We start from the raw sequence: 1,580 nt of genomic DNA, 5'->3' as shown, positions 1-1,580 counted from the left end.
TGCTGCAATGACACGACTTCGGTGGTGTGCTTGAGCCCCGCTACATTGTCGGCGCGGAATCACTTGACCAGTGAGCTATTACGCACTCTTTCAAGGGTGGCTGCTTCTAAGCCAACCTCCTGGTTGTCTCTGCGACTCCACATCCTTTCCCACTTAGCACACGCTTAGGGACCTTAGTCGGTGTTCTGGGCTGTTTCCCTCTCGACCATGGAGCTTATCCCCCACAGTCTCACTGCCACGCTCTCACTTACCGGCATTCGGAGTTTGGCTAAGGTCAGTAACCCGGTGAGGCCCATCGCCTATCCAGTGCTCTACCTCCGGCAAGAAACACGTGACGCTGCACCTAAATGCATTTCGGGGAGAACCAGCTATCACGGAGTTTGATTGGCCTTTCACCCCTAACCACAGGTCATCCCCCAGGTTTTCAACCCTGGTGGGTTCGGTCCTCCACGAAGTCTTACCTCCGCTTCAACCTGCCCATGGCTAGATCACTCCGCTTCGGGTCTTGGGCATGCAACTCAACCGCCCTATTCGGACTCGCTTTCGCTACGGCTACCCCACACGGGTTAACCTCGCTACACACCGCAAACTCGCAGGCTCATTCTTCAAAAGGCACGCAGTCACGAGACACACAGCAAGCTGCATGTCCGACGCTCCCACGGCTTGTAGGCACACGGTTTCAGGTACTATTTCACTCCGCTCCCGCGGTACTTTTCACCATTCCCTCACGGTACTATCCGCTATCGGTCACCAGGGAATATTTAGGCTTAGCGGGTGGTCCCGCCAGATTCACACGGGATTTCTCGGGCCCCGTGCTACTTGGGAGTTCTTCAAACGAGCCGTACAGATTTCGTCTACGGGGGTCTTACCCTCTACGCCGGACCTTTCGCATGTCCTTCGACTATCCATACGGTTTCTGACTCGCCGACCGGCCGGCAGACCGGTCAAGAAAAATCCCACGACCCCACCAGCGCAACCCCTGCCGGGTCTCACACGCTGACGGTTTAGCCTCATCCGGTTTCGCTCGCCACTACTCCCGGAATCACGGTTGTTTTCTCTTCCTGCGGGTACTGAGATGTTTCACTTCCCCGCGTTCCCTCCACATACCCTATGTGTTCAGGTATGGGTGACAGCCCATGACGACTGCCGGGTTTCCCCATTCGGAAACCCCCGGATCAAAGCCTGGTTGACGGCTCCCCGGGGACTATCGTGGCCTCCCACGTCCTTCATCGGTTCCTGGTGCCAAGGCATCCACCGTGCGCCCTTAAAAACTTGGCCACAGATGCTCGCGTCCACTGTGCAGTTCTCAAACAACGACCAGTCACCCACCCCCAGGACACCCCAACGGGCACCCCTTCAGTGGGACCGGCATCACTGAAGCAACGACCATGACGGCCGTTCCCTCAGGACCCAACAACGTGCCCGACACACCCGATCAACAACCCGTCTTCCACGCCGAAGCAGTACTAACAGGTGCCAACCCAGTGTGCCGAATAGTCAACGTTCCACCCATGAGCAACCGTGCAGGACATTCGCCTGCAAGCGGCATATTGCTCCTTAGAAAGGAGGTGATCCAGCCG

1 rRNA gene is annotated in these 1,580 nt (G+C 57.2%); it reads right to left on the bottom strand.

Going from position 1 to position 1,580, the window contains the following annotated elements:
- Positions 1-1,278, bottom strand: a 23S ribosomal RNA gene (locus ACIGZJ_RS36900); the annotation flags it as partial.
- Between the last annotated feature and the right edge of the window lie 302 nt (positions 1,279-1,580).

Source organism: Kitasatospora sp. NPDC052868 (genome assembly GCF_044547105.1).
Taxonomy (GTDB): domain Bacteria; phylum Actinomycetota; class Actinomycetes; order Streptomycetales; family Streptomycetaceae; genus Kitasatospora.
This window is presented reverse-complemented; position numbering and strand designations above follow the sequence as displayed.